Here is a 25,117-nt window from a genome sequence, read left to right as displayed (position 1 = left end):
CCGACCCAGAACCACTATCGTCTGCGGTTGAGATCGGCGCGCCCTGCTCCTCTGCGGTCAGCGGAGCGCCGTAATGTCTCAGCGGGTGCACGCCGACGCATGCGCCCTCGTCAACCGAAAGGCAAGCTCCGTGTCACTCAACCGTTCAGATGTCGTCGACGCGATCGCCGCTCAGGCGTCCCTGTCCAAGTCCGACGCCGATGCGGCCCTGGCCGCCCTGCAGTCGGTCCTGGTCGACGCGCTCGGCAAGGGCGAGGCCGTGAAGATCCCCGGCTTCTTCAACGCCGAGCGCACCGAGCGCGCCGCCCGGACCGGCCGCAACCCGCGGACCGGCGAGGAGCTGCAGATCGCCGCCGGTTACGGCGTCAAGCTCAGCGCGGGCAGCGCGCTGAAGAAGGCCGTCTCGGCCTGACCGACCTCCACGAAGCCCTCGTCCCGTCGGGACGGGGGCTTCGTGTCGTCTTGGCGCGGACAGCTCGGTGCCACCCGTTGTGGCGGGGCAGCAGCTGCCGCGTCCCGCGGGGGCGAGTCGGTCGCGACGTTGAGCCCATCGGGTAAAGTTTCCGTCCCGGCGCCAATGGGCCGCCTCGTCAACGCGTGGGTGGGCTTCGGCTGCGGGACAGCCCATGACGCAAACGACGAGAGGCCCCCGTGACGCTCCTCATCGCCGTGCACTTCGGCGTTGCCGTCCTCGCGCCGTTGCTGTGCCGGTGGTTCGGGTCGCGCGCCTTCTTCGTGCTGGCCGCAGCGCCGGCCGCGGCCTTCGCCTGGCTGCTGACGCTGGCCCCGACCGTGGCCGGCGGTGGGGCGTATGCGGAAACCGCACCCTGGATCCCCACCTTGGGAATCGATCTGTCCTTCCGGGTGGCCACCCTGCAATGGGTGCTGGCGCTCGTGGTCTCCGGGATCGGTGCGTTGGTCCTGCTCTACTGCCGCTGGTATTTCGACAATGCCCAGCCGCCGGTCCGCACAGCCGCCATCCTCACCGCGTTCGCCGGCGCCATGCTCGGCCTGGTCAGCGCCGACGACCTGATCCTGCTCTACATCTTCTGGGAGCTGACCACCGTCTTCTCCTACCTGCTGGTGGGTCACAACCCCACCCGCAGCGCCAACCGGCGGGCGGCCATGACGGCGCTGATGGTCACCACCTTCGGTGGCCTGGCCATGTTGACCGGCATCGTGATGCTCGGGGTCACGGCCGGCACCTACAGCCTGTCCGGCGTCCTGGCCAACCCCGAGGTGCGGGCCGGTGGCGGGATGGTCGTGGCCGCGGTGGTGCTGGTGCTGGTGGGCGCGCTGTCCAAGTCCGCGCAGGTGCCCTTCCACTTCTGGCTGCCCGGCGCGATGGCTGCCCCGACGCCGGTCAGTGCGTACCTGCACGCCGCCGCCATGGTCAAGGCTGGGGTGTACGTCATCGCGCTGCTGTCGCCGACCTTCGCCGGCCTGCCCGGCTGGCGCCCGATCGTGCTCACCCTGGGCGCCGCGACCATGGTGGTCGGCGCCTGGCGGGCGCTACGTCAGCACGACATCAAGCTGCTGCTGGCCTACGGCACTGTCAGTCAGCTCGGGTTCATGGTGGTCCTGTGCGGCCTGGGCACGCGGTCGGCCGAGCTGGCCGGCGTGGCGATGATCATCTCGCACGCCCTGTTCAAGGCGACCCTGTTCCTGGTCGTCGGCATCGTCGACCACTCGACCGGCACCCGTGACATCCGCAGGCTGTCCGGTGTGGGACGGCAGATGCCGGTGGTCGCGACGGCCGCTGCGCTGGCCGGTGCGTCGATGGCCGGGTTGCCGCCGCTGATCGGCTTCACCGCCAAGGAGGCCGGCTTCGAGTCGCTGGCCTACCTCGTCTCCGCCGGTGACGGCACCTCGATCCCCGCGTTGCCGGCGGTGTTGCTGGGGGCGGCGCTGGTCGCTGGCTCCGCACTCACGGTGGCGTACACGCTGCGGTTCCTGTGGGGCGCCTTCGCGGTCAAGGGCGACCACGATGCCACCGCCGTCCACCGGGTGCCCGCGGGATTCGCCGCGGTGCCGGTCCTGCTGGCTGCGGCGTCCGTGGTCGGCGGCTTCGTCGGAGCACCGCTGACCCGGCTGCTGGATCCACTGGTGGACCAGGTGATGGTGGGCGAGGAGAGTCACGGGATCGCGCTGTGGCACGGCTTCACCGCACCGTTGGCGATGTCCGCCCTTGCCGTCGCCGCCGGCGGCCTGCTCTTCTGGGGCCGCAGCGGGATCGCCCGGGTGCAGAGCACCTTCCCGAAGACGACCGACTCCGAGGTGCTGTACGAGCGGCTGATGCGCGGGCTGGACCGACTCGCGGTCGAGGTCACGGCCGTCACCCAGCGCGGCTCGCTGCCGATCTACCTCGGCTCGATCCTGATGGTGCTGATCACCGTGCCGGGCGGCGTGCTGCTCGTCGTGCACAGCTGGCCGACGTCGGTCCGGCTGTGGGACAGCCCGGCCCAGGCCCTGGTCGGGGTGCTGATGGTGGCCGCAGCCCTGGTCGCGGCCACGTCGCGCGGGCGTCTCCGGGCGGTCATCCTGGTCGGGGTCACCGGTTACGGTGCGGCGCTGTTGTTCCTGCTGCACGGCGCCCCCGACCTGGCCCTGACCCAGGTCCTGGTCGAGACCGTCACCCTGGTCGTCTTCGTCCTGGTGCTGCGCAAGCTTCCCAAGTACTTCACCAACCGGCCGTTGCATGCCAGCCGGTGGTGGCGACTGGTGATCGCGGTCGCCGTCGGCTTGGTGGTCTCCGGAATCACCCTGGTCGCGGCCGGCGCCCGGACGGCCGAACCGGTGTCGCGGGCCTACTACGAGGCGGCGTACGGCTTCGGCTACGGCAAGAACATCGTCAACGTGACGCTGGTCGACATCCGGGCCTGGGACACCATGGGTGAGCTGTCCGTGCTGGTGGTGGCCGCCACCGGCGTCGCCAGCCTGATCTTCCTGCGGAGCCGCTACACAGCCATCGCGCCGCCGACCAGCCGGGTACGCCGCCGCGCCGCCGCCGACGCAGACGCCGACGCGCGCGACTCGAATGACGAGCCGGGCCGGATGGTGTGGCTGCGCGGCGGTCAGACCCTGTCGCCCCTGCGTCGCTCCATCATCTTCGAGGTCATCACCAGGCTGCTGTTCCCGGTGATGATCGTGACGTCGGTGTTCTATCTCATCACCGGGCACAACGCTCCGGGTGGCGGGTTCGCCGGCGGGCTGATCGCCGGCCTCGCCCTGACCATCCGCTATCTCGCCGGCGGCCGGCACGAGCTGGACGAGGCCGCGCCGGTGGACGCCGGCCGGGTCCTCGGCGTCGGACTGTTGGTGTCCGCGACCAGTGCACTGGCCCCGGTGGTCTTCGGTGGGCGGATCCTGCAGAGCTACGCCATCGATATTCACATCCCGTACCTGGTCGACGTGACCACCCCATGGGGGGTGCTGCCACTGCTCGGCGAGATCCATCTGGTCACGTCACTGTTCTTCGACATCGGTGTCTATCTGGTGGTGATCGGCGTGATGCTCGACCTGGCCCGCAGCCTCGGCGCCGGGATCGACCTGCACGAGGAGGAGGACCGCGTGCCCTCACCCCGACCCGCCGGTCCGCGGGCCGAGGCGGACGCGATGGGGCTGGGTGCGCGATGACCCCGAACCTGACCCTGGTCGTCGTGGCAGGCGCGCTGATCGCGTGCGGTGTGTATCTGCTGCTCGAACGCTCACTGACCCGAATCCTGGTCGGCGTGCTGCTGGCCAGCAACGGCATCAACTTGTTGTTCCTCGTCGCCTCCGGTCCCGCCCTCGGCGCCCCGATCATCGGTGTCAACGAGGCGGATGAGATGAGCGACCCGCTGCCGCAGGCGATGGTGCTGACGGCCATCGTCATCACGCTCGGTCTGACCGCCTTCCTGCTGACCATGGCCTATCGCAGCTTCCAGCTGAACGGGCACGACGAGGTGGCCGACGACGTGGAGGACAGCCGGATCCGCCAGCTGGCCGAGGACGACCTCGCCTCGCAGTCCTACGACGAGGCGGACCGTACCCGGCCGTCGGAGGACGGGAATGACCCCGGCCCCGAGGGCGACGAGGCAACGGACGACGACCCGCGCGCCGACGACGAGATCGCCGGCGACAGCGACACCGACCCGACTGGAGCGAGCCGGTGAACAACCTGCTGCCACTGCCCGTGCTGCTGCCGCTGATCGGCGCCGGGCTCGCGCTCGCACTGAGCCGCCACCCCCGCGCCCAGCGGATCGTCTCCGGCTCGGTGCTGCTCGCGGTGGCCGCGGTCGCCGCCGCACTGGTCTACCTCACCGACCAACACGGTCCGATCGTGCTCTGGGTCGGCTCCTGGCCGGCGCCGCTGGGGGTGGCGCTGGTCGCCGACCGGCTGTCGGCGCTGATGCTGCTGGTCTCGGTCGTGGTCACCGTCACGGTGCTCTTCTTCTCGATGGGCCAGGACCTGGAGGAGCGCAAGCGCGAGACCCCGGTGTCGATCTTCCACCCCACCTTCTTGGTGCTGTCGGCCGGCGTTTCCAACGCGTTCCTGGCGGGGGACCTGTTCAACCTCTTCGTCGGCTTCGAGATCTTGCTGTTCGCCTCGTATGTATTGCTCACCCTCGGTGGGACGGGGGAGCGGATCCGCGCCGGAACCACCTACGTCGTGGTGAGCCTGCTGTCGTCGATGCTCTTCCTGGTTGCGCTGGCGTCGGTCTACGCCGCCACCGGAACCGTCAACCTGGCGCAGCTGTCGGTCCGGCTGCGCGAGCTGCCGCCGGACGTACAGCTGGTGCTGCATCTGCTGCTGCTCACCGTGTTCTCGATCAAGGCCGCCGTCTTCCCGTTGTCCGCCTGGCTGCCGGATTCCTATCCGACCGCCCCCGCTCCGGTCACCGCGGTGTTCGCCGGGCTGCTGACCAAGGTCGGCGTGTACGCGATCATCCGGACCCAGACCGTGCTGTTCCCCGACAGCCCGTTGTCCGGGCTGCTGATGTGGGCGGCACTGGCCACCATGATCGTCGGGATCCTCGGCGCGATCGCCCAGTCGGAGATCAAGCGGATGCTGTCCTTCACCCTGGTCAGCCATATCGGCTACATGATCTTCGGTGTGGCGCTGGCCAGCGTGGCTGGCTACGCCGGCGCGATCTTCTACACCGCGCACCACATCACCATCCAGACCACCTTGTTCCTGGTCACCGGGCTGGTCGAACGCCGCGGCGGCAGCACGTCGCTGAACCGGCTCGGCGGACTGGCGGCCGTGTCACCGCTGCTCGGGGTGCTGTTCTTCGTGCCGGCGATGAACCTGGCCGGCATCCCGCCGCTGTCCGGGTTCATCGGCAAGATCGGTCTGCTCGAGGCCGGTGTGGCCTACGGCACCCGGCTGTCCTACCTGCTGGTGATCGGTGCCGTGCTGACCAGCCTGCTCACCCTGTACGCCATGGCGAAGGTGTGGAACCGGGCGTTCTGGCGCTCGGTGCCGGACTCGGGCACGGGGGAGCCCGTGCCGGAGTCGGGCACCCGAGAGGCCGATCCGGAGGGCGCCGATGACACCACGGCGGCCGACAGCTTCGACCGGAGCCTGCCCCGGGGGATGGTGGTCACCGCCGGCGCGCTGGTCGTCGCCGGGATCGCCCTGACCGTGGTCGCCGGTCCGCTGTACGCCTACAGCGAGCGCTCCGCCACGGATCTGCTGCAGGGCCGGCCGTATCAGGTGGCCGTACTGGGGGAGGGGGATCGATGACGCGGTCCGCGCGCGGCTGGTTCAAGCCCAAGATGGTGCTGCTTGCGGCCGCCGTGTGGGTGCTGCTGTGGGGCGATCTGTCGGTGGCCAACGTGCTGGCCGGTGGTCTGTTGGGCCTGCTGGTCGGGCTCGTCTTCCCGCTGCCGCCGATCGAGTTCCACGGCCGGTTCCGACCGTGGGCGCACCTGCTGCTGGTGCTCCGGCTGCTGCTGGACCTGGTGCGGTCCAGCTTCGTCGTCGCGGCCCAAGCCTTCCGGTTCGGGTTCACCCCGAAGAATGCTGTGGTGCGGGTACGACTGCGGACCCGTTCGGACCTCTATCTCACCCTGACCGCGGAGCTCGTGTCGCTGGTGCCCGGCTCCATCGTGCTCGAGACGCGCCGGGCCCAGCAGACCCTGTATCTGCATGTGATGGACGTCCGCGGCCCCGACGACATCGAGCAGGCTCGACAAAACGTGCTGGACGCCGAGGCCCGGGTGATCCGAGCCTTCGGGTCGGCCGAGGAGGTCGAGGCGCTCCGGCTGGGCACGCCGATGCCCACCGGCACCGTAGCGGAAGGTGAATCGTGATCACGTCGACGTTGCTGATGGTCGCGGTCGCCATGCTGGCGGCGGCCGCGGTGCTCACCCTGATCCGGATGTCGCGTGGCCCGAGCACCTTGGATCGGGTGGTGGCCGCCGATGTGCTGATCGCCATCGTCATCTCAGGGCTCGCCATCGAGGCCGCCTTCAACTCCCACGCCACCACCATGCCGATCATGCTGGTGCTGTCGCTGCTCGGCTTCGCCGGCTCGCTCAGTGTGGCGCGGTTCGTGGCGGACCGGGACAAGGCCCGCAAGTGGGACGTCGCCGCGCATCGCCTTCACGGACGGAAGAAGCCATGACCCTCTCCGGTGCCGCCGACCTCGCCGGCGCTGTGCTGTTGCTGGTCGGGGCCTTCTTGTGCCTGGCCGCCGCCACCGGGCTGGTCCGGTTCCCCGACGTCCTGACCCGGATGCATGCCGCGACCAAGCCGCAGACGCTGGGGCTGCTGTGTGCGGTGGGCGGGGTGGCGTTGTCCTTGCGTGACGTGCGGGTGCTGGGACTGTTGCTGCTGGTGGCGATCCTGCAGCTGCTGACGGCTCCGGTCTCGGCCCACATGGTCGGGCGCACGGCTTACCGGACCCACCAGCTGGAGACCGACACCCTGGTCGCGGACGAGCTCGCCGACGACTTGGCGAAGGCAGGTTTCCGGTTGGTCGACGGACCGGTCGAGCCCGATGTCGGCGACGGCGGACCCGACGCTCCCACCGACGATGGCGACCTCGACGATGGAACCCCGGTGCAGGACCAGCCGCCTCGTCAGCCCTGAGCGGTCGTCGCCGCAACGGATACGCTGAGCATGTTATGACGATTCTCCAGACACGACCCAGCGACCCCGAGTCGGTGTTCCCGCGGCTCGAACCACTGCTGGCGCGCGTCGGCAAGCCCATCCAGTACGTCGGCGGCGAGCTCAACAGCGTCAGCAAGGAATGGTCCAGCACCGACGTCCGGTGGTGCCTGATGTATCCCGACGCCTACGAGATCGGGCTGCCGAACCAGGGCGTCGCCATCTTGTATGAGGTCCTCAACGAGCGGGACTGGATCCTCGCCGAACGCACCTACGCGGTGTGGGCGGATCTGGAGGCGCTGATGCGCGAGCACTCCGTCTCACAGTTCACCTTGGACAGCCATCGGCCGGTGGGGGCGTTCGACGTCTTCGGGCTCAGCTTCGCCACTGAGCTGGGCTACACCAACATGCTGAACGCGCTTGATCTGGCCGGTCTGCCGCTGCACGCGATCGACCGGGGCGAGGACGACCCGATCGTGCTGGCGGGCGGTCACGCGGCCTTCAACCCCGAGCCGATCGCGGACTTCATCGACGCCGCGGTGCTGGGCGACGGGGAGGAGATCGCGCTGAAGATCTCCGAGGTCATCCGGGAGTGGAAGAGCGAGGGACGGCCGGGCGGTCGGGACGGCCTGCTGCTGCGGCTGGCCGCAGGTGGCGGCGTCTACGTGCCGAAGTTCTACGACGTGGACTACCTCCCGGACGGGCGGATCCAGCGGGTGGCCCCCAACCGCAGTGGGGTGCCGTTCCGGATCGCCAAGCACACCCTGATGGATCTCGACGCCTGGCCGTACCCGAAGAAGCCGTTGGTGCCGCTGGCCGAGACGGTGCACGAGCGATATTCGGTGGAGATCTTCCGCGGCTGCACCCGCGGCTGCCGCTTCTGCCAGGCGGGCATGATCACCCGGCCGGTCCGCGAGCGGAGCATCGACACGATCGGGGCCATGGTGCAAAGCGGCATCGACGCGACCGGGCTGGAGGAGGTCGGTCTGCTCAGCCTGTCCAGCGCCGACCACTCCGAGATCGCCGACGTGACCAAGCAGCTCGCCGACCGCTACGAGGGCAGCAATGTCTCCCTCTCGCTGCCCAGCACCCGTGTGGACGCGTTCAACATCGACCTCGCCAACGAGCTGTCCCGCAACGGCCGCCGCTCGGGACTGACCTTCGCGCCCGAGGGCGGGTCCGACCGGATGCGCAAGGTGATCAACAAGATGGTCGACGAGGATGACCTGATCCGGACGGTGGCTGCGGCGTACAGCAGTGGCTGGCGCCAGGTGAAGCTGTATTTCATGTGCGGCCTCCCGACCGAGACCGACGAAGACGTGCTGGCCATCGCCGACCTCGCCAAGCGGGTGATCGCGACCGGGCGCGAGGCGAGCGGTCGTCGCGACATCCGGTGCACGGTGAGCATCGGCGGCTTCATCCCCAAGCCGCACACCCCGTTCCAGTGGGCCGCCCAGCTCGACCACGCGACGATCGACGCCCGGCTGGCCAAGCTGCGTGACGCGATCCGTTCCGATCGTCGCTACGGCAAGTCGATCGGCTTCCGCTACCACGACGGCAAGCCGGGCGTGGTCGAAGGTCTGCTCAGCCGCGGGGATCGCCGGGTGGGCCGGGTGATCGAGGCGGCGTGGCGCGACGGCGGCCGGTTCGACGGCTGGAGCGAGCACTTCTCCTACCAGCGCTGGATGCAGGCAGCAGTCACCGGGCTGGCCGGCACCGGGGTGGACGTCGACTGGTACACGGTCCGCGAGCGCGACTACGCCGAGGTGCTGCCCTGGGACCACCTCGACTCCGGCCTCGACCGCGAGTGGCTGTGGGAGGACTGGCAGGACGCCCTGGACGAGATCGAGGTCGATGACTGCCGCTGGACGCCCTGCTTCGACTGCGGGGTCTGCCCACAGCTGGAAACTGCTATCCAGGTCGGGCCCACCGGTCGTAGCCTGTTGCCGATCGCCGGCGTCACGTCCGGCGTCGCCGTCGACCCCCGCTAGGGATGTAACCATGACCGCAGTCGAGATCACCACCGTCGATGAGCTCGTCGATCTGGTCGGCGCACCGCTGCCGCGGGTGGCCGACAAGGCACGCCCAGCGCTGCACCAGTTCGATCGCGACTGGCTGGCCGCCTCGCCGTTCTGCGTGATCGCCACCTCCGGCGCCGACGGCAGCTGCGACGCCTCGCCCAAGGGCGATCCCCCCGGGCAGCTCGTGCATGTTCTGGACGACACCACCATCGCCATCGCCGAGCGGCCCGGCAACCGCCGGGTCGATGGCTACAAGAACGTGCTCCACAACCCGCACGTCGGACTGCTCTTTCTGATCCCCGGCCGCGACGACACGTTACGGATCAACGGCCGCGGCCGGCTGGTCCGCGACGCCGACTTCTTCGCCGACATGGTGGTCAAGGGCCACCGCCCGGTCCTGGCCCTGGTGGTGGAGATCGAGGAGATCTTCCACCACTGCGCCAAGGCCTTCTTGCGCTCCAGGATGTGGCACCGGGAGACCTGGGACGGGGCTTCCGCCGTGCCGCCGCGACCGGTGATCGCCAAGACGCTGGAGCAGCCGGATGCGTCACTGGAGGCGCTGGAGGCGTACTACGGCGAGCAGTACGCGCGGAAGATCTACGGCGAGCCCTGATCGGTCGGCGGCGGCGGGGGTCGGGGTGGCAGCCGGTAATCTTTCGACGTGTCCAACCGTGCCCAACCGGCCCAGCAGGCGCCGCCCGTCCAGCGGCTCCGGATCCGCTATGCCAAGCGTGGTCGTGCCCGCTTCACCAGTCACCGTGACTTCGGTCGGGCCTTCGAGCGGGCCCTGCGGCGGGCGGCAGTGCCGATGGCCTACTCATCCGGCTACTCGCCGCACCCGCGGATCTCGTACGCGAACGCCTCGCCGACCGGGGCGGCCAGTGAGGCGGAATACCTGGAGGTGGCGCTGACCACGACCTGCGACCCCGAGCGGCTGCGGGCCGCCCTCGACGCCGCGCTCCCGCCGGGACTGGACGTGCTCGAGGTCGCGCCCGCGACCGCCGGGGCGCTGGCCGACCTGCTGACCGGGTCCCGCTGGCAGATCGATGTCGTCGGGGTGGCGCCGGCTGTGCTCGAGCAGGCGGTCGCTGCGTTTCTGGCCTCCGAGTCGGTGCTGGTCGAGCGGCTGACCAAGGGGGGCGTCCGCGGCTTCGACGCGCGGCAGGCCGTCGTACAGCTCATACCGACCGAGTCAGGACTGGACCTGGTGACCGTGCACCAGACCCCGCTGGTCCGTCCCGATGACGTGCTGCAGGGTCTGACCGCGGTGACGCCGACGTTCGTGCCGTCCCAGGCCCCGGTGCTGACGCGGCTGAGCCAAGGGATCCTCGACCGGGAGACCGGCGCGATCGCCGACCCGTTCGCCGCCTGACGGACCCCTCGTCGATCGACGTCGATTCCGGGAACGGCCCGCGCCGCACCGGAGCCGAATGGCGGCCGGGCTGGCGATGTGTGGGATACTGGCGAGGTCAGGGGCGCTGCCAGCGCTCCGACTCGACGGAGTCCGCTGCGGAGTGACAGTTCGCGGCGGATCGTGACAGCTGAAGTTCTCCACCGCGACGATCAGGCCCTGATGGTGTGAGTCAGGACCATGACCGCGGGAGCGTTTCTGTCGCCCGTCGACCACCGGAAGCTTCCGCAGCCCAGGTACGCCTGGAGCCGCGAACGAGAAAGGGCGCACGCAGTGCGCCGAAAAGGAGTCTGGATGCTCGACAACGAGCCCGACACGACCGCAACAGAACCCACCACCCCGGCGCCTCGCCGCCGCCGCGCTGCCAGCCGTCCCGCCGGTCCGCCGGCCTCGGCCTCGACCGCGCCGCCCATCACCGTGACCGAGCCTGCCGTCGCCCCGGTGGTCGAGCCGGCCGCACCCGCCGCAGAGCAGGCAGCCGACACCACAAAGCCGGCCCGGAAGTCCAGCCCGCGCAAGGCGACCGCAGCTCGAAACGCCGCCCGCAGCATCGCGAGCGCCGGGGACGACGCCGCCCCCGGCACCGCGAGCGCCGAGAATGACGGGGCGCCCGGCACCGCGAGCGCCGGGAATGACGGGGCGCCCCGCAAGGTGAGCGCCCGCAAGACCGCAGCCAAGAAGGCACCCGCGAAGCGCACCGCTAAGAGCGCCGCCGCGACCCCGGCCGCAGCCGACGACATCACGCCCAGCACGGCCCCGGTCGAGGTCGAGGCACCCGTGACCTCCCCGGCTGAGGCCGTTGCGCCGGCTTCGGAGGCCACGGCGGAAGCGGCCGCACCGGCCACTCGTACCCGCGCTCCGCGCAAGCGAGCGGCGAAGAAGACTGCCGCTCCCGAGCCGGTGGCGGTCGAGCCGAACGACGACCCGCTGTCCCAGATCGCCCCCGAGGCGTTGGAGCCCGAGCAGCCCGCCGTCGCGGAGCACACCTCCGCCGCCGACGACACCCGCGCCGTAGACCAGCCCGTCGACACTGCTGCGGCCGCCGCCGCCGATATCGACGAGGACGAGGACGAGGACGAGGAGGAGGACGAGCTCACGCTGCGTACCCGCCGGCTGTGGGCCGACCCGTTCTCGGTGCCGGTCATCGAAGAAGCCCGTTCGGCCGCCGTCGCGAACCCGGTCGGCGACGACCAGGCCGACGAGGCTGACGCGGACGACGAGGGCACCGCGGACGAGCCTGCCGGCGCGTCCGCTGACGACGACTCCGACGATGACGGTTCCACCCGCCGCCGCCGCCGTCGCCGCGGTGGTCGCCGCCATCGTCGGGGCGGTGCGGATGGCGAGTCCGACAACGACGCCGACGAAGCCACCCCCACCCGGAACGCAGCCACCGGTGACACCGGCGCCGCTCGTGACACCGCCGACGCGGCTGACTCCGGTGCAGACGAGACCCCGGTCGACGCCGAGGGCGAGTCCGGTGCCGACGACTCCGACGAGGGTGACAGCGAGGGCCAGCGTCGCCGTCGCCGCCGTCGCCGTCGCCGCGGCGAGGACTCCGGTTCGGCCGCCGACGACCCGACCGAGGTCGTGGTTCGGGTACGCGAGCCGCGGGCCCGGAAGAAGGCCGCAGCGCCGAGCGACGAGGTCACCGGCATCTCCGGCTCCACCCGGATGGAGGCCAAGCGCCAGCGCCGCCGGGAAGGTCGCGACGCCGGCCGGCGTCGGGCACCGATTCTGAGCGAGGCCGAGTTCCTCGCCCGCCGGGAGGCCGTGAACCGCAAGATGATCGTGCGGCAGCGGGACGACCTCTCCCAGATCGCCGTGCTCGAGGACAACATCCTGGTCGAGCACTACGTCGACCGGGCGTCGGCCACCTCACTGATCGGCAATGTCTATCTCGGCCGGGTGCAGAACGTGCTGCCGTCGATGGAGGCAGCCTTCATCGACATCGGCCGTGGACGCAACGCCGTGCTCTACGCCGGCGAGGTCGACTGGGAGTCCTTCGGCGCGCAGGGCGAGGGCCGCAAGGTCGAGAAGGTGCTGAAGTCCGGCCAGACGATTCTGGTGCAGGTCTCCAAGGACCCGGTCGGGGCCAAGGGCGCCCGGCTGACCAACCACGTCTCCATCCCCGGCCGCTACATCGTGTACGCCCCCGGCGGCCACCTGTCGGGGATCTCGCGCAAGCTGCCCGACATCGAGCGCAAGCGGCTCAAGGACATCCTGGCCGACCTGGTCGGCGAGTCCGCCAGCGTCATCGTGCGGACCGCGGCGGAGGGCGCCAGCGAGGAAGAGCTGGTCCGAGACGTCAACCGGTTGAAGGCACAGTGGGAGGACATCGAGCGCAAGGTCAAGGCCGGTAACGCCCCGCAGCTGCTCTACGGCGAGCCTGACCTCACCGTCCGGATCGTCCGCGACCTGTTCACCGAGGACTTCTCCGAGCTCGTGATTCAGGGCAACGGAGCGGCCAACGACGCCTACGACGCGGTCGAGGCGTACGTGACCCACGTGGCTCCGCACCTCAAGGACCGGCTGAAGCGCTGGGAACCGGAGAACAACGAGGACGTCTTCGCCGCACACCGCCTTGACGAACAGATCGCCAAGGGCCTTGAGCGCAAGGTGTTCCTCCCCTCGGGTGGCTCGCTCGTCATCGACCGCACCGAGGCCATGACGGTCATCGACGTCAACACCGGCAAGTTCACCGGCACCGGAGGCAATCTCGAGGCCACCGTCACCAGCAACAACCTGGAGGCGGCCGAAGAGATCGTCCGTCAGCTGCGGCTGCGCGACATCGGCGGCATCATCGTCATCGACTTCATCGACATGGTGCTGCCCAACAACCGTGAGCTGCTGTTGCGTCGCCTGGTCGAGTGCCTCGGCCGCGACCGGACCCGGCACCAGGTCGCCGAGGTCACCAGCCTGGGCCTGGTGCAGATGACCCGGAAGAAGATCGGTACGGGTCTGCTCGAGGCGTTCAGCACCGAGTGCCCGCACTGCCACGGCAGTGGCGTCGAGCTGCACACCCTGCCCGTCGACACCCAGAAGCAGGCCGACGGTGGCACCCGCGAGGCCCGTCCGCGCGACACCCGCCGTAGTGGCAACAGTGGTGGGGGCGGCAACAACGGTGGTGGCGGCAACAACGGTGGCGCCAACAACGGCGGTGGCAACAACGGCGGCAGTGGCACCGATAAGCAAGCCCAGGAGTCCGCTGGTAATGGGCGCGGCGACGAGCGCGGAGGTAACGAGCGCGGGGGCAGGGGCGGACGTCGTCGCCGTGGCGACGCGGACGGCGGCGGCCGGAGCGATATCCGCCAGGACGAGGTTGAGGTGGCTGCCGTCGTCGAGGGCGCCGTGCTGGTCGACGACCGCCCGGAGCCCGCTGGCACGGTGACCGACGTCGACGCCGTGGTGACCGAGGCCGTAGTGCCCGACGCCGTGGTGACCGACGCCGTGGTGACCGAGGCTGGGGAGACGACGACCGCGGTCGACGAGGCCCCGGTTAATGAGGCCGCAGTTGATCAGGTTCAGCTCGAGCAGGCCCCAGTTGATCAGGTTCAGCTTGATCAGGCCCCAGTCGGTCAGGCCCCAGTCGGTCAGGCCCCGGTTGATCAAGCCCCGGTCGATCAAGGCAGCGCCGACTCCACCGAGCGACCGGCTCGTGCTCGTCGGAGCCGCCGTGGTCGTGGCGCGGCGCGCGATACCGGTGCCGACGCCGCCGCGGAGTCCACGTCGGCAGCTGCCCCCCGGGGTGAGGAGTCCCACGAGGATCCCATCGTGGCGGCGCAGGTGCGGCCGGAGCAGGCCCCGAACGACGATCCCGCCACCAGCTGACGGGTCACGGCGAACCCCTCGTGTCCGACCGCCCCGCCGCGACGGCGGGCCGGACGGCCACGGGGGGTTTGTTCGTCTCTCGGCGGCCGCCGAGACGTACTGCCGAGCGTGAGGTCTGCTCGACGGAAGCGGATCAGACCAGCAGGCCGATCAAGGCGGTCAGGAGTGCCAGCAGGGGCAGGACGGCCTGGATGGCCGCGGCGCGCAGATAGCGCCGCCCGGTCGAGGTCAGGACCAGGGCCGCGGCCAGCATGCTGCCGCAGCCCACGACCACCATGGTCCAGCCTTCGATGGTCGCTCCGGCCAGCACCAGGATCGCCCCGAGCGCGGTGACGATGGCCAGGAAGAGGTTGTAGAAGCCCTGGTTGTAGGCCAGGGGTTTGGTCGTCTCCGCGTCGGCCTGGGAGGTGACCCCGAACCTGCGCCAGACCTTCTCCCGCGTCCACCACAGCGACTCGAACACGAAGATCAGCACGTGCAGGGCGGCCGCGAGAGCGGCGAGCACCAGGGCAGTAGACATCACCAGTGCACTGTAGCGGCGGCCCTGGTCCCCGGCCGGCCGATCAGTCGGCCCGCGGCACCGAGAATCGCCGCGATCTCGCCCGAACGGGTGGGGTGCGGGACATACTGAGCGGGTGAGCCCGAGTGAAGGTCACTACGTCGTCGCCATCATCGGTGCCGGGCCGTCAGGCATCTATGCCGCGGAGGCGCTGAGCCAGCAGAGCGACGTGGGCGTCAGCGTGGCAGTGCTCGACCGGCTGCCGGTGCCCTTCGGGCTGGTCCGCTACGGCGTGGCCCCGGACCACCACAGCATCCGCTCGATCCGCAACACCCTCGAACAGACGCTGGCGAAGAGCGGGGTGCGGTTCTTCGGCGACGTGACCATCGGCCAGGACCTGACGATCGCCGAGCTGCGTGACCGCGTCGACGCGGTGATCTACGCCTACGGTGCCGGCAGCGACCGACGGCTGGGGATCCCGGGGGAGGACCTGCCGGGCAGCATCGCCGCACCCGAGTTCGTCGCCTGGTATTGCGGCCACCCCGACGTGCACCCCGATGTCGAGCAGGTGGGAGCGCGACCGGCCGAGATCGACGGCCGTCGAGAGCTCGCCGCCCAGCTGGTGTCCACCACGCGCGAGGCGGTGGTGGTCGGCATCGGCAACGTCGCCTTGGATGTGGCCCGGGTGCTGATGAAGTCAGTCGACGAGCTGTCGACCACCGATATGGCCGACGACGTGCTGAGCTCGCTGGCCGCGAAGACGGTCACCGATGTCCACATCCTCGGCCGTCGTGGACCTGCCTACACCGCCTTCACGACCAAGGAGCTGCGCGAGCTCGGCCAGCTGGCGGACGTAGCGGTGCTCGTCGACCCGGCTGACCTGGAGCTGGACGCGTCCGGCGAGGCGGTGGTGGGCCGGGACAAGGTCGCCGCGCGCAACCTGGCGGTGATGCGGCAATGGGCGGACCAGCCGCTCACCGGAGCGGGCAAGCGGATCCACTTCCATTTCTGGACCCGGCCGGTGGAGATCCTCGGCGTCGATCGGGTCGCGCAGGTCCGACTGGAACGAACCCGGATCAACGCCGACGGGCTGGTCGAGGGCACCGGTGACACCTCCGTCCTGGACGCGCAGCTGGTGGTCCGTTCGGTCGGCTACAAAGGGGTCCAGCTGCCCGGCGTACCGTTCGACGCCGCCACCGGGCGGGTGCCGCACTCCGAAGGCCGAGTGATCCGCGACGGGGCCTTCTCGGTCGATGAGTACGTCACGGGGTGGATCAAGCGCGGACCCACCGGCGTCATCGGCACCAACAGGTCCGACGCCGTCGAGACGGTGATGTCACTGATCGCCGATATCCACGACGGTGCCATTACCGCTGGACACCGGATCGAGGAGCTCGACGCGCTGCTGGCCGAGCGGGGCCTGCAACCGCTCGGGATGCCGGCATGGCACCGGATCGACGCCGCCGAGATCGAACGCGGAGTGAGCCACGGCCGCCAACGGACCACGCTGGCCCACCGCAGCGAGCTGCTCGCCGCCGCCGACGACCACGCCGGCGACCACCCCCTGACGGGGGTCTAGCAGGCTCGGCGTGGGCCGAGGTCCCATCCACGGGGGTCAGCGAGGCGGGGTGACCAGTTTCGCCACCAGAGCCTTCAGCATCCGGGCGGGATCAGCCGTCACTCCGGCGTGCACCGGAGAGGGCTGAACCACCGTGCTCCGCGGCGCGGTGAGAATGCCGAACCGGTTGGCCAGGCCGGTGTTCGTGCGGGCCGACCCCACCGGTGCCTGACACGCCTGGACGACAGCGTCGGCCGAACGGGCCACCGCATCAAGGTCGACCCCGGACCACAGCGCGATCAGCCGGTCGGGGTCCAGCTCCACCTCGGCCGCGAGAAAGTCCAGCTCTTGGCAATAGAGCACCACGCCGATGTTGACGAACTCACCACGCTCCACCCGCGGCACTGCCCGCAGGGTGGCGTACTGGAAGGCATGCCGGGGGACCGACGGTTGAAAGGCGTGCCGGGGGACCGGCGACTGGAGAGGATGCCGTGGGCGGTCACCCTCGCCACGACCGGGCGCCGACGTCACGGCAGCCACCGAGAAGCGGCAGCGAGCCGGGCCAGCAGATAGTCGCGATACGCCACCCGGGCCTCGGCGGCGCTCGCGGGGGCCTTGGGGTCGGGTCGGTGCGGGTCGGGTTCGAGCCATTCGTCCGGCACCAGGTCCAGCACCGCGGCGAGCACGTCGGCGTCGACCTTGGCGCTCAGCTCGTCGTGCACCGTCCTCGGGTCGCCGATCCGACGCAGCACATGGTCGTCGTAGTTGTAGGACGACTCGGCGAAGGCCTGTTGGCTGCCCCAGGCGTGGTGGAACCGCAGACAGGCGCCGTGGTCGATCGCCCACAGGGTGCGATGCCAGATCAGCAGGTTGGTGTTGCGGGCGCTGCGGTCGACGTTGGCCACGAAGGCGTCCAGCCACACGATCCGTGCGGCGTCCTCGGCCGGCACCTCGAAGGTGAGGTCGTAGCCGACCGAGCCGGGCAGGAAATCCACCGCGAGGTTCAGCCCGGCGCTCTTGGCCACCAGCTCCTGCACCTCCTCGTCCGGCTCCCGCCGGCCGATCTCGGCATCCACCTCGATCAGCGCCAGCGCGGGCGTACGGATGCCGAGGTGCCGGGCCAGCTCGCCGACCACGATCTCGGCCACCAGTGCCTTGGGCCCCTGACCGGCGGCGGTGAACTTGACCACATACGTCCCCAGGTCATCGGCCTCCAGCACCCCCGGAAGCGAACCGCCCTCGCGCAGGGCGGTCAGATAGGTGGTGGCGACGATCCGAGGAAGCACCGGCCCAGGGTAGTGGGCCGCGCCGGAAAGGGGAGTGGGTTTAACTCAGACTGACAGGGCCGTGGACCGCCGGTTTGACCGTGCGGACCACAGCCGCGTAATCTTGACCCTCGGTGTGCGTTGGTCGCGCGCCTTCGGTGTGCTGGCCAATCTGATCCCTCGGGTCGAGGGGCCCACACCACCTGCAGACAGTCTTCTAAGAGAGTAGGTCAGGCGTGTACGCGATCGTGCGTAGTGGCGGCCGCCAGCACAAAGTCGCCGTCGGCGACGTCATCGAGCTCGACAAGGTCGATGACCCAGCTGTTGGTGCGCGGGTAGAACTCCAGCCGTTGCTCGTCGTCGACGGCGAGTCGGTGACCTCGGACAAGTCCGGACTGGCGTCCGCGTCGGTCACGGCCGAGGTCGTGGGCGGGAGCAAGGGTCCGAAGATCCACATCCTGAAGTACAAGAACAAGACCGGATACCGGAAGCGCCAGGGTCACCGTCAGCGGTACACCCAGGTCAAGGTCACCGGCATCGAGAGCTGAGGACACAGACATGGCACACAAAAAGGGCGCATCCTCCACCCGGAACGGTCGCGACTCCAATGCGCAGCGCCTCGGCGTGAAGCGCTTCGGCGGTCAGCTGGTCAACGCCGGCGAGATCATCGTGCGCCAGCGCGGCACTCACTTCCACCCGGGCGACGGTGTCGGCCGCGGTGGCGACGACACCCTGTTCGCGCTGCGTGAGGGTACGGTGCTCTTCGGCACCAAGCGTGGCCGTCGCGTCGTGAACATCACGCCTGTCGAGGTTGCTGTCGCGGCACAGTGATTCAGTTCTGAATCGACATACCAAGAGGGTGGCCCGGCTTGCTGGGCCGCCCTCTTCGGCATTTCCTGCACCACCCACACGAAAGGAGCAAGCTCATGGCGATCCCGAGTTTCGTGGACCAGGTGACGCTCCACGTGTACGGCGGCAACGGCGGCCACGGTTGCGCATCTGTCAAGCGTGAGAAGTTCAAGCCGCTCGGCGGCCCGGACGGCGGCAACGGCGGTGACGGGGGATCGGTGATCCTCCGCGTCGACAGCAGCCTGACCACCCTGGTGGACTACCACCGGCAGTCCCACCGGCACGCCACCAACGGCGTACCCGGCAAAGGCGACCACTCCAACGGCGCCAATGGCGAAGACGTCGTGCTGCCGGTGCCGGACGGCACCGTGGTCACCGACGCCGAGACCGGCGAGCGGTTGGCCGATCTCACCGGTGAAGGTGCCGAGATCGTCGTCGCCCGCGGTGGTCGTGGCGGCCTCGGCAACGCGGCCCTTGCCTCGTCGGCCCGCAAGGCGCCCGGCTTCGCCCTGCTCGGCGAAGAGGGTACGAGCCGCGTCATCACGCTCGAGCTCAAGGTGGTCGCCGACGTCGGTCTGGTGGGTTTCCCCAGCGCCGGCAAGTCGTCGCTGGTCGCCGCCATCTCCCGGGCCCGGCCGAAGATCGCCGACTACCCGTTCACCACCTTGGTCCCCAACCTCGGTGTGGTGGTGGCAGGAAATCTCACCTACACCGTGGCCGATGTGCCCGGTCTGATCGAAGGCGCCAGCGAGGGCCGGGGTCTCGGACATGACTTCCTGCGCCACATCGAGCGTTGCGCAGCTCTGGTGCACGTCATCGACTGCGCCACCTTCGAAGCCGGACGGGACCCGCTGAGCGACCTCGACGTCATCGAGGCGGAGCTGAGCGCGCACGGCGGGCTCGAGGACCGCCCGCGGCTGGTCGTGCTCAACAAGGTGGACATCCCCGATGCTCGTGAGCTGGCCGAGCTGGTCACCCCCGACATCGAAGCCCGTGGGTTGCGGGTCTTCCAGGTGTCCACCAAGAACCACGAGGGCCTCCAGGCGCTGACCTTCGCCATGTCGGAGATCGTCGCCGCCCGCCGGGCCAGCATGCCCGCCCCGGCACCGGCCCGGATCGTGCTGCGGCCCCGTTCGGTCGGCAACAAGGAAGAGTTCACCGTCGAGGCCGAGGGCGAGCTGTGGCGCGTCCGGGGTGAGAAGCCCGAGCGCTGGGTCCGCCAGACCGACTTCAACAACGCCGAGGCGGTCGGCTATCTCGCTGACCGGCTCAACCGGATCGGTATCGAGGACAAGCTGCTCGAGCTGGGTGCCCGCGCCGGTGACGGCGTGGCCATCGGCGGCGAGGACGCTGTCGTCTTCGATTTCGCTCCGCAGATCGACGTCGGGGCTGAGATCCTCAGTCGCCGCGGTGAGGATCAGCGGTTCGAGGAGGAGCGCCCGGCCGCACAGCGTCGTCGCGCCAAGGACCGCGAGTATCACGAGACCCGCGACGACGACGCGTGGGTCGCAGACCATCGGCCCGCGGACGCGACCCCGTCGGTCGACGACTGACCCACCCAGAAGACGAGACGATGAGCGAGCAGGTCCGCGACGTGATCGCCGGCGCCCACCGCGTGGTGGTCAAGGTCGGGTCGTCGTCGCTGACCACGCCCACCGGCGGCATCGACCCGGAGCGGATCCAGGCCCTGGTCGATGCGCTCGCCGGCGCCCGGCTTGCGGGGCGGGAGGTGGTGCTGGTCTCCTCCGGCGCGATCGCCGCCGGTCTGGCCCCGCTCGCCCTGCGGACCCGGCCGCGTGACCTGGCCACCCAGCAAGCGGCGGCATCGGTCGGTCAGGGACTGCTGATGGGCTACTACACCCACCTGTTCGGGACGCAGCAGCTCGGCGTCGGCCAGGTGCTGCTGACCGTCGACGACGTCACCCGGCGCGGAAACTACCGCAACGCCTACCGGACGTTCGGTCGGCTGCTTGAGCTGGGCGTGGTGCCAATCGTCAACGAGAACGACACGGTGGCGACCCAGGAGATCAGGTTCGGCGACAACGACCGGCTGGCCGCCCTGGTGGCGCACCTGGTGCACGCCGACGCACTCATCCTGCTCAGCGACATCGACTCGCTCTACACCTCCAATCCCCACAAGCCCGGCGCCCGCCGCGTGAGCGACGTCCACAGCGACGCCGATCTGACGGCCATCGACATCTCGTCCAGGGGCTCGGCGGTCGGCACCGGTGGCATGGTGACCAAGATCGACGCGGCCCGGATCGCCACGTCCGCGGGCATCCCGGTGGTGCTCGCCGCGGCCGACCGGGCAGCCGAGGCACTGGCCGGGGAACCGGTGGGGACACAGTTCCACGTCACCGGCCCGCGGCGTCCGACCCGGCTGCTGTGGCTGGAGCACGCCAGTGATGCCCACGGCGAGCTGACTCTGGACCCGGGCGCCGTTCGCGCCGTGGTGCACCGCAACGCATCACTGCTGCCGGCCGGCATCACCGCCGTGCGCGGTACGTTCGCCGTCGGCGACGCCGTCGACCTGGTCGATGTCGACGGCAAGGTGGTGGCGCGGGGGCTGGCCAACTACGACTCCGACGAGCTGCCCGAGCTGCTCGGTCGCACCACCAAGGAGCTGACCGCGGCGCTGGGGGCCGGGTACGACCGGACCGTCGTGCACCGCGATGCCCTGGTCGTCCTCGACCGGCCTAATTGATGCGTCGTCCTCGACCGGCCTAATTGATGCGTCGTCCTCGACCGGCCTAATTGACTAACTATCGCGTCGTCCTCGACCGGCCGGGCTAGTGCGGGCTCAGCGGCCAGGACCGGCCAGCCAGGCGGTGAACGCCGCCAACGGCTCCGGCGCCCCACCGATCTCCACCCGGGCAGCGTCGCGCCGACCCATGGCGTGCAGCACCAGCTCCACCGGCTCGCCGGTGATGGTGACCGGGTCGGCCCCCTTGTGCGCCACCCGGGGCTCCGCGCCCGGGGCCTGCAGGACCACCCCGACCGGACAGCCGCGATAGCTGGCCCGGGTGAGCATGGCGGAGTGGCGCCACACCGCGGCCACCTCGCCGGCCGGCAGCACGCGCGGGTCAGCGGGATGGGGGCCTGCGCGCCGGATGTCCTCGTGGTGGACGACGTACTCGACCAGGTTGGCGGCATCGCCCAGCGCCCGCATCGGCGACCAACGGCCCGGTCCGGCGGCGAAGCGGTCCACCAGGGCGGCATACCCGTCGGGAGTACGTGCAGCGTCCGCGGTCTGGTTGAGGAAGTGCTCGTTTCCCGGCTTGGGCCGGCGCACGGCGTCGCGGATGATCTTCGTCATCTCATGCTCGCGCAGCACCAGGTGCGCCAGCAGCTGCCGGACGTTCCACCCCTCGCAGAGGGTGGCCGCCTCGGGATCGGACCCCCGCAGCGTGGCCACCAGCATCGTCCGTTCGGTTTCCATCCAGGCCATCGGGTCCTCGTCTCTGTCGGGGTGTCGAACATCTCCGGACGCGGCTCGGCGCGTTGATTGATCCGATCACAGGCTAGCGGCACCGACCCGGCCGCCCGCGCGCCGCTGCCGCGCAAAGGGGTCGTATTCCTCCCGGGTTGCGCCAGGTTGCACTCCGGCAACGGGGGCGCGACCAGACCACATCCAGCGAACAGGGTGGGATAGGGTCACTCCAGGCCAGCCGCCCGCGGCAGCGGTCAAAAGCACTAGGAATTCATCTGCCGGGCCCTCCCGCCCGCATAAATCGAGGTGACCATCTTGCGTATCACGAGATCATTCCGTCGCGCTGCGGCCCTGGCCGCGACGTTCGCTCTGGTCGGCTCGCTCGCCGCCTGCGCCGAAAGCGAGCGCGCCCCGGAAGGCAGCGAGAGCGCTGGTGCCGGCGGCGGCCAGTTCGTCTTCGCCGCGTCGTCCGACCCGGTGATGCTCGACCCCGCCATGGCGAGCGAAGGTGAGACGTTCCGCATCTCGCGTCAGATCTTCGAGGGACTCGTCAGCGCCAAGCCCGGGACGACCGACCTGGAGCCGCTGCTGGCCACCGAGTGGAAGGCCGCTGCTGACGGCAAGAGCTACACCTTCACCCTCCGCGAAGGTGTCAAGTTCTCCGACGGCACCGACTTCAACGGCGAGGCGGTCTGCGCCAACTTCGACCGCTGGTACAACTGGTCCGGGCTGAACCAGAGCGAGAACATCACGTACTACTACAACAACTTGTTCAAGGGCTTCAAGACCGGCAAGACCGGCGGCATCTACGACTCCTGCACCGCAGGCAGCGCCACCGAAGCCACGGTCAAGCTGAAGAGCCCGTTCGCCGGCTTCGTCCAGGCGATGACTCTGCCTTCGTTCTCGATGCAGAGCCCGACGGCACTCAAGCAGTACAACGCGGACAACACCTCCGGCAGTGAGTCCGACCCGCGGTTCTCCGAGTACGCCACCGCGCACCCGACCGGCACCGGTCCCTTCGTCTTCGACAAGTGGGACCGTGGTCAGCAGGTCACCCTGAAGCGCAACGACGGCTACTGGGGCGAGAAGGCCAAGGTCGACACGGTGATCATCCGCACCATCAGCGATCCGAAGGCCCGGACCCAGGCCCTGGAGTCCGAAGAGATCGACGGTTACGACCTGGTCGGCCCGGCCGACCTGCAGCCACTCAAGGACAAGGGCTTCCAGATCCAGAACCGGCCCGCCTTCAACATCTTGTATCTCGGCATGAACCAGAAGAACAAGGCGCTGCAGGACGTACGGGTGCGCCAGGCCATCAGCTACGCCATCGACAAGGAAGGCGTCGTCAAGAGCTCGCTGCCCGACGGATCGGTGGTGGCCACCCAGTTCATGCCACCCACCGTCGAGGGCTACAACGACTCGGTGACCGAGTATGCGTACAACGTCGACAAGGCGAAGTCGCTGTTGAAGGAGGCCGGCCAGGAGAACCTCACCGTCAAGTTCGCCTACCCGACCGGGGTCTCGCGGCCGTACATGCCGTCTCCGGAGGACACCTTCGCGGTGATCAAGTCCCAGCTGGAGAAGGTCGGCATCAAGGTCGAGCCGGTCGCGGCGAAGTGGAGCCCCGACTACCTGGACATGATCCAAGGTGATGGCGGCACCGACAAGCATGACCTGCATCTGCTCGGCTGGACCGGTGACTACAACGACCCGGACAACTTCGTCGGCGTCTTCTTCGGTCAGAAGGCCAACGAGTGGGGCTTTGAGAACAAGAAGCTGTTCGCGGACCTGAAGGCGGCCCGTGAGCTGCCCACCCGCGAGGAGCAGCTCCCGGTCTACTCGAAGATCAACCAGGAGATCGCCACCTTCGTCCCGGGCGTGCCGCTTGCTCACCCGGCGCCGTCGCTGGCGTTCGGCAAGGACGTCCAGGGCTACGTCGCCAGCCCGGTGCAGGACGAGGTCTGGAACAACGTCACGGTGGCCAAGTGAGGCGCTGAGCCGCAACGGTTCCAACGGTCGGGTCCGGGTCTGCTCGTCGAGCGGTCCCGGACCCGCCCCTGTCTCCCGACCACGACGGCAGCTGCCGTCCCGACCCAGCAGAGGGGCGTGACCCGTGCTGAGATTTACGATCCGTCGGATCCTGCTGATGGTGCCCGTGCTGTTCGGGCTCAGCGTGCTGCTGTTCGCCTGGCTGCGTGCGCTGCCCGGTGACCCGGCGCGAGCGCTGTTGGGCGAGAAGGCCACACCCGCTTCGATCGCGCAGGTGAACGCGCAGTACGGCTTCGACAAGCCGCTGCTCACCCAATACCTGACCTACACCGCCCGGCTGCTGCGCGGTGACTTCGGCTCCTCGCCCAGGACCGGAGAGCCGGTCCTCGGTACCTTTCTCGACAGGTTCCCAGCCACCATCGAGCTGGCGGTCGCAGCGCTCCTCTTCGCCATCGTGGTGGGCATCCCGCTCGGTTACCTCGCGGCCCGCCGGGCCGGCGGCGTGATCGATCTGGTCACTGTCGGAGGCTCACTGCTTGGTGTGGTGATCCCGGTGTTCGTGCTGGCGTACCTGCTCAAGATCGTCTTCGCGATCGGCCTGCCGGGACAGATCTTCGGCATCTCGCTGGCCGACCTGGCCGTGCTACCCACGTCTGGGCGGCAGAGCCCGCGGATCGACGCCACCCACGTGACCAACTTCTACGTGCTGGACGGTCTGCTCACCCGGGAGTGGGATGCAGCCTGGGACGCGGTGGTGCACCTGGTGCTGCCGGCCATCGCCTTGGGATCCATCCCGCTGGCGATCATCGTCCGGATGACCCGCGCCTCGGTGATCGACGTGCTGAATGAGGACTATGTCCGCACCGCGACCGCCAAAGGCCTGGCGCCGCAGCTGATCACTGTCCGCCACGTCCTCCGCAACGCGATGCTGCCGGTCACCACCACCATCGGCCTGCAGACCGGGGCGCTGCTCTCCGGTGCGGTGCTGACCGAGTCGGTGTTCGCGTTCAACGGCATCGGTTCCTATCTGTTCGACGCCATCAGCGGGCTGGACTTCGCTGTCCTGCAGGGCTTCATCCTCTTCATCGCGTTGGTGTACGCCCTGGTCAACCTCGCGGTGGACCTGCTCTACGGCGTCATCGACCCCCGGCTGCGGACCAAGTGAGGCAGA

22 protein-coding genes are annotated in these 25,117 nt (G+C 69.6%); 18 read left to right on the top strand and 4 right to left on the bottom strand.

Features of this window, described 5'->3' with window-relative positions; translation table 11 throughout:
• The first annotated feature begins 130 nt into the window (after window positions 1-130).
• The 11 genes from AC1XX3_RS00840 (at window position 131) to AC1XX3_RS00790 (ending at window position 14,356) form a co-directional block, all read left to right on the top strand.
• Window positions 131-412, top strand: coding sequence for an HU family DNA-binding protein (locus AC1XX3_RS00840; RefSeq protein WP_483319181.1), 282 nt, complete (start codon window positions 131-133; stop codon window positions 410-412).
• 239 nt (window positions 413-651) lie between these two features.
• Window positions 652-3,636, top strand: coding sequence for a Na+/H+ antiporter subunit A (locus AC1XX3_RS00835; RefSeq protein WP_483319180.1), 2,985 nt, complete (start codon window positions 652-654; stop codon window positions 3,634-3,636).
• Window positions 3,633-4,154, top strand: a complete 522-nt coding sequence (locus tag AC1XX3_RS00830) for a Na(+)/H(+) antiporter subunit C (protein WP_483319179.1) — start codon at window positions 3,633-3,635, stop codon at window positions 4,152-4,154. The genes AC1XX3_RS00835 and AC1XX3_RS00830 overlap by 4 nt, the downstream gene beginning before the upstream one ends.
• Complete coding sequence (locus AC1XX3_RS00825) at window positions 4,151-5,728, top strand: Na+/H+ antiporter subunit D (protein ID WP_483319178.1); 1,578 nt, start codon at window positions 4,151-4,153, stop codon at window positions 5,726-5,728. The genes AC1XX3_RS00830 and AC1XX3_RS00825 overlap by 4 nt, the downstream gene beginning before the upstream one ends.
• Window positions 5,725-6,297 (top strand): Na+/H+ antiporter subunit E, encoded by a 573-nt coding sequence (locus AC1XX3_RS00820; RefSeq protein ID WP_483319177.1) that lies wholly within the window; start codon window positions 5,725-5,727, stop codon window positions 6,295-6,297. The genes AC1XX3_RS00825 and AC1XX3_RS00820 overlap by 4 nt, the downstream gene beginning before the upstream one ends.
• Window positions 6,294-6,611 carry an MrpF/PhaF family protein gene (locus AC1XX3_RS00815; RefSeq protein WP_483319176.1) on the top strand — a complete coding sequence of 106 codons (318 nt, stop codon included), beginning with the start codon at window positions 6,294-6,296 and terminating at the stop codon, window positions 6,609-6,611. Before AC1XX3_RS00820 ends, AC1XX3_RS00815 begins: the two co-directional genes overlap by 4 nt.
• Window positions 6,608-7,078 (top strand): monovalent cation/H(+) antiporter subunit G, encoded by a 471-nt coding sequence (gene mnhG, locus AC1XX3_RS00810; protein ID WP_483319175.1) that lies wholly within the window; start codon window positions 6,608-6,610, stop codon window positions 7,076-7,078. The genes AC1XX3_RS00815 and mnhG overlap by 4 nt, the downstream gene beginning before the upstream one ends.
• Window positions 7,079-7,113: 35 nt before the next feature.
• Window positions 7,114-9,087, top strand: a complete 1,974-nt coding sequence (locus AC1XX3_RS00805; protein WP_483319174.1) for a TIGR03960 family B12-binding radical SAM protein — start codon at window positions 7,114-7,116, stop codon at window positions 9,085-9,087.
• Window positions 9,088-9,097: 10 nt separating this feature from the next.
• Window positions 9,098-9,730, top strand: a complete 633-nt coding sequence (locus AC1XX3_RS00800; protein WP_483319173.1) for a pyridoxamine 5'-phosphate oxidase family protein — start codon at window positions 9,098-9,100, stop codon at window positions 9,728-9,730.
• A 48-nt stretch (window positions 9,731-9,778) separates the two neighbouring features.
• Complete coding sequence (locus AC1XX3_RS00795) at window positions 9,779-10,489, top strand: TIGR03936 family radical SAM-associated protein (protein ID WP_483319172.1); 711 nt, start codon at window positions 9,779-9,781, stop codon at window positions 10,487-10,489.
• A gap of 777 nt (window positions 10,490-11,266) precedes the next feature.
• Complete coding sequence (locus tag AC1XX3_RS00790) at window positions 11,267-14,356, top strand: Rne/Rng family ribonuclease (RefSeq protein ID WP_483320189.1); 3,090 nt, start codon at window positions 11,267-11,269, stop codon at window positions 14,354-14,356.
• A 133-nt stretch (window positions 14,357-14,489) separates the two neighbouring features.
• Here the strand turns inward: AC1XX3_RS00790 and AC1XX3_RS00785 are convergent, their stop codons facing one another.
• Complete coding sequence (locus AC1XX3_RS00785; protein ID WP_483319171.1) at window positions 14,490-14,876, bottom strand: DUF1304 domain-containing protein; 387 nt, start codon at window positions 14,874-14,876, stop codon at window positions 14,490-14,492.
• Between the two features lie 115 nt (window positions 14,877-14,991).
• Here AC1XX3_RS00785 and AC1XX3_RS00780 point away from each other — a divergent pair, with 115 nt between their 5' ends.
• The gene (locus tag AC1XX3_RS00780) at window positions 14,992-16,434 is read left to right on the top strand and encodes an FAD-dependent oxidoreductase (protein ID WP_483319170.1); all 1,443 of its coding nucleotides are present in this window, start codon (window positions 14,992-14,994) and stop codon (window positions 16,432-16,434) included.
• 36 nt (window positions 16,435-16,470) lie between these two features.
• On the opposite strand, the gene AC1XX3_RS00775 is transcribed toward AC1XX3_RS00780, so the two are convergent.
• Complete coding sequence (locus tag AC1XX3_RS00775) at window positions 16,471-16,944, bottom strand: DUF3037 domain-containing protein (protein ID WP_483319169.1); 474 nt, start codon at window positions 16,942-16,944, stop codon at window positions 16,471-16,473.
• Entirely contained in the window at window positions 16,941-17,699 is a 759-nt protein-coding gene (locus tag AC1XX3_RS00770) for a HipA family kinase (RefSeq protein ID WP_483319168.1), read from the bottom strand. Before AC1XX3_RS00770 ends, AC1XX3_RS00775 begins: the two co-directional genes overlap by 4 nt.
• 215 nt (window positions 17,700-17,914) lie before the next feature.
• Here AC1XX3_RS00770 and rplU point away from each other — a divergent pair, with 215 nt between their 5' ends.
• From rplU to proB, 4 genes are all read left to right on the top strand, one after another.
• Window positions 17,915-18,226, top strand: a complete 312-nt coding sequence (gene rplU / locus AC1XX3_RS00765) for a 50S ribosomal protein L21 (RefSeq protein ID WP_483319167.1) — start codon at window positions 17,915-17,917, stop codon at window positions 18,224-18,226.
• Window positions 18,227-18,236: 10 nt separating this feature from the next.
• Window positions 18,237-18,509 carry a 50S ribosomal protein L27 gene (gene rpmA, locus AC1XX3_RS00760; protein WP_483319166.1) on the top strand — a complete coding sequence of 91 codons (273 nt, stop codon included), beginning with the start codon at window positions 18,237-18,239 and terminating at the stop codon, window positions 18,507-18,509.
• Window positions 18,510-18,604: 95 nt separating this feature from the next.
• Entirely contained in the window at window positions 18,605-20,080 is a 1,476-nt protein-coding gene (gene obgE / locus AC1XX3_RS00755) for a GTPase ObgE (RefSeq protein WP_483319165.1), read from the top strand.
• Between the two features lie 20 nt (window positions 20,081-20,100).
• Complete coding sequence (gene proB / locus AC1XX3_RS00750; RefSeq protein WP_483319164.1) at window positions 20,101-21,231, top strand: glutamate 5-kinase; 1,131 nt, start codon at window positions 20,101-20,103, stop codon at window positions 21,229-21,231.
• A gap of 96 nt (window positions 21,232-21,327) precedes the next feature.
• Here proB and AC1XX3_RS00745 read toward each other — a convergent pair whose 3' ends face one another.
• On the bottom strand, window positions 21,328-21,975 hold the full coding sequence (locus AC1XX3_RS00745; RefSeq protein WP_483319163.1) for a TIGR03085 family metal-binding protein: 648 nt from the start codon (window positions 21,973-21,975) through the stop codon (window positions 21,328-21,330).
• Between the two features lie 297 nt (window positions 21,976-22,272).
• Between AC1XX3_RS00745 and AC1XX3_RS00740 the strand changes: the two genes are divergently transcribed.
• Together AC1XX3_RS00740 and AC1XX3_RS00735 are read left to right on the top strand one after the other, a co-directional pair.
• Window positions 22,273-23,946 (top strand): ABC transporter substrate-binding protein, encoded by a 1,674-nt coding sequence (locus AC1XX3_RS00740; protein WP_483319162.1) that lies wholly within the window; start codon window positions 22,273-22,275, stop codon window positions 23,944-23,946.
• A 124-nt stretch (window positions 23,947-24,070) separates the two neighbouring features.
• Entirely contained in the window at window positions 24,071-25,111 is a 1,041-nt protein-coding gene (locus tag AC1XX3_RS00735) for an ABC transporter permease (protein ID WP_483319161.1), read from the top strand.
• Window positions 25,112-25,117 lie beyond the last annotated feature (6 nt).

The organism is Microlunatus sp. M237 (genome assembly GCF_056896895.1).
The sequence above is the reverse complement of the archived record's forward strand: the minus strand, read 5'-3'. Positions and strand labels throughout refer to the sequence as shown.

What these genes read in the sequence shown, in the direction of transcription:
- AC1XX3_RS00830 (WP_483319179.1), top strand. Translation starts at nt 3,633, where the DNA reads ATGACCCCGAACCTGACCCTGGTCGTCGTGGCAGGCGCGCTGATCGCG.
- AC1XX3_RS00820 (WP_483319177.1), top strand. Translation starts at nt 5,725, where the DNA reads ATGACGCGGTCCGCGCGCGGCTGGTTCAAGCCCAAGATGGTGCTGCTT.
- mnhG (WP_483319175.1), top strand. Translation starts at nt 6,608, where the DNA reads ATGACCCTCTCCGGTGCCGCCGACCTCGCCGGCGCTGTGCTGTTGCTG.
- AC1XX3_RS00805 (WP_483319174.1), top strand. Translation starts at nt 7,114, where the DNA reads ATGACGATTCTCCAGACACGACCCAGCGACCCCGAGTCGGTGTTCCCG.
- AC1XX3_RS00800 (WP_483319173.1), top strand. Translation starts at nt 9,098, where the DNA reads ATGACCGCAGTCGAGATCACCACCGTCGATGAGCTCGTCGATCTGGTC.
- AC1XX3_RS00785 (WP_483319171.1), bottom strand. Translation starts at nt 14,876, where the DNA reads ATGTCTACTGCCCTGGTGCTCGCCGCTCTCGCGGCCGCCCTGCACGTG.
- rpmA (WP_483319166.1), top strand. Translation starts at nt 18,237, where the DNA reads ATGGCACACAAAAAGGGCGCATCCTCCACCCGGAACGGTCGCGACTCC.
- obgE (WP_483319165.1), top strand. Translation starts at nt 18,605, where the DNA reads ATGGCGATCCCGAGTTTCGTGGACCAGGTGACGCTCCACGTGTACGGC.
- proB (WP_483319164.1), top strand. Translation starts at nt 20,101, where the DNA reads ATGAGCGAGCAGGTCCGCGACGTGATCGCCGGCGCCCACCGCGTGGTG.
- AC1XX3_RS00745 (WP_483319163.1), bottom strand. Translation starts at nt 21,975, where the DNA reads ATGGCCTGGATGGAAACCGAACGGACGATGCTGGTGGCCACGCTGCGG.